Raw genomic sequence first — 2,663 nt, 5'->3', positions numbered from 1 at the left:
CAGCAAGTTTCTTCTTTAGGCCATTAATCTCCAATTGAAGATTATTGCGAAGTTTATTCAAGTAATCACGAGTAAGCTCCTCATTTTGTTTAAGATTCTTCTTCCCCTTCTTCATCTTTAGGGTAGGATTAATCGTCGACTTCTCGATAATAATACCTAGTTGAACAAATTGTTCATTCTTCTCTGATAACTCAAAGATAATAGGATAAATACTATCTTTCGGAAAATCGTCACGTGACTTAAAGCCAAGATTTATACAGAACTGATCTAGTTTTGTCTGAATACGATCTATAGCTTTCTTATTGATATCATCTAACAACGCTTTCATATCATAATGACGTTTGAACCCATTCTCAACTAAGTTCTCTGTTCGAATAATCATCCAGCTATTAGTAATATCTTTATTTAACTTCTCCAATTTTGCCTTAATTTCTGTTGATTTAATTTTCATATACAAATTGATTTTAAATTGTTAAACATCTATTTATATACTTGAATTATCAACTACCTGTGAGGGCGTATTCATCATCGATAATGACATCCTCTTCTTATTCTCGAGGCTAGCCAACCCACTTAGTATGTTATTATACACACCGTATTACGCCCATGTTATGGTAGAGAAATTAACTCATCTCTTTCTCTACCAGGAAATATCTTGAGTAATATGCAATATTTGTCTATCATTCATCACAAAACATAATTGCTATTACTTATGATTTTCTATTTTATGGACGACGGAATAACACTTGTGATGGATTTGAAAAATCTACCACAACAGCTTGACCAGAATTGTCTTTTACTAGTATTCCATTTAGTAAAACATTTTTCCGATTAGGAACTCCTTTCTCAACTGTAGAGTTCTCTTCAGTCATTGTTTTAATATCTGAAGCTAATACAAAACGATACGCAACAAAAATAGCGGAAATAGCCAAGCTATAATTTCCGTCTTTATAATAATTTGAGAAACGATCACACATATCTTTATATGCATCATCATTTCGACCACTACCCATACCGGTTATTATCTTAATTAATCTGAGACAAATTGTCTCTGGATTAAGTACATACTCTCCACCAAATAGACGATTTAACCATGAGATACTTGTTTTACCAAGTGTTATTGATCCATCTTTATTAACTTTCTTATATTTCGCTACTTGCTTTTCATCTGTAAGTAGCAATTGATCTACAAGAATGGGATCATTAAACATATAAGTTAAATCTCTAAATGCCCACGGACTTATAGTAAATCCTTGCTCGGACATAGCGATTAGATATTAACGTCAATACCTAACTCTTTCATCCGAGTACGACAAGCTGTAGCCTCAAGCTCGTTGGCTTCGGCTAAAGTTCCACAGAACTTCATCTGAGCATTCAGGAAGCTCTGAAGTACATTCTTCTCATCCCGGTTAAGGGCCATAACTTCCGGTACTAATTTAACATAATCTACAAAGATAGTAATTTCTTCTTTGTTAGACCGTTCGTACTTCTCAATCGCTGCTTTAACAGTAGAAGCTGATGGTACTGGAATAACTTTAGTAATGTCGTCAATGTTGGCGATATCTAGCCGTAATTTCGGATCTTTGTTGAACTGAACTTTACGTTCGTTACTCATTGACTCTACTAACTCGACTGAAGTTACCTCTATCGGTCGAATTGAATACAAATAAATAGGCCGACTTAAAGTCAAAGCACCATTTTTCTTATCCTCTGAATAATTTGTATCAACGGGATTCCGTTCTACAACCAAAATATATTTACCCAAAGTTGCGCCACATTGTGCGGCATTAATACGCATATAATCCATAATTTGTTTCCTCCTTGATTTCGTGGTTGATTCCACCAACGAAACATTTTAAATTGTTTTAAAGATTAATAAACTCAAATAAAATAAAAAGAACTTCTTTACTGGAGTATTTCCTAAATAGGGGATGTTGTTGCCCAGGTGCCTGTTATCTTATCGCCTACGTCAATTCAATGACTACTCCTTGAAATTATTCTTTATACTTGATAAGCTTATTGGATTCTATTTCACTCTGTAATTCTGCTATTGCTATTACTCTAGCACTCCATAGAGACACATTTAAATAGATACTTCCTCTTCTTAAATGACACTTTTTCATCTAGTGCATTATGGAACTAGTCTTACTCTAGAATTATCCAATTATACTTTTCATATTAACTAATGAAGGTTCGTGTCATGACTAACTGTCCCTCACGCTTGCCCAACATCAGACTAATGAGATCTTACGACATTAATTAATAAGTCACAAGATCAATACGTTTTTTACTATCTTCTACCGCTGTATATTGATAGGGATATGCACATGCTACTAGTTCTTTACATTTCTAGGCTTCTCTAGCAAACGTTATATCTTTGTCAATACAAATATACTATTACTAGTATGTGTGTCTTAAATTGGCTTAAACACACTGATAAGATATAATAAACCACATAGGATTACTTTATCGAATATTCCACATATACGGTCATTTTAGGAACGTTACCAAACCCAACACTTCTAGTCTTTTCACTCTAAAGTGGTTGCCACTCTATTCTTTCATATGCAGTATACTGCCCATATGACCTTTTCGAGGATTTTTCTGTTTTACAAGCTCGAATATTGAGGACTTTCACCTACTTTCCATTTACTCTTACTTAT

General features: G+C 33.9%; 3 protein-coding genes. All 3 read right to left on the bottom strand.

The annotated features are described in order from the left end of the window. The coding region (locus QZL64_RS12760; protein WP_296309665.1) for a hypothetical protein at positions 1–451 on the bottom strand (451 nt) is incomplete at its 3' end. A 274-nt stretch (positions 452–725) separates the two neighbouring features. After that, complete coding sequence (locus tag QZL64_RS12755) at positions 726–1,211, bottom strand: hypothetical protein (protein ID WP_021842340.1); 486 nt, start codon at positions 1,209–1,211, stop codon at positions 726–728. 59 nt (positions 1,212–1,270) lie between these two features. Further along, positions 1,271–1,807, bottom strand: a complete 537-nt coding sequence (locus tag QZL64_RS12750) for a hypothetical protein (RefSeq protein ID WP_021842339.1) — start codon at positions 1,805–1,807, stop codon at positions 1,271–1,273. Positions 1,808–2,663 lie beyond the last annotated feature (856 nt).

Source organism: Veillonella sp. CAG:933 (assembly GCF_000431435.1).
Classification (GTDB): domain Bacteria; phylum Bacillota; class Negativicutes; order Veillonellales; family Veillonellaceae; genus Veillonella_A.
Note: the sequence above shows the minus strand (reverse complement) of the source record. Positions and strands in the feature narration are given on the sequence as shown.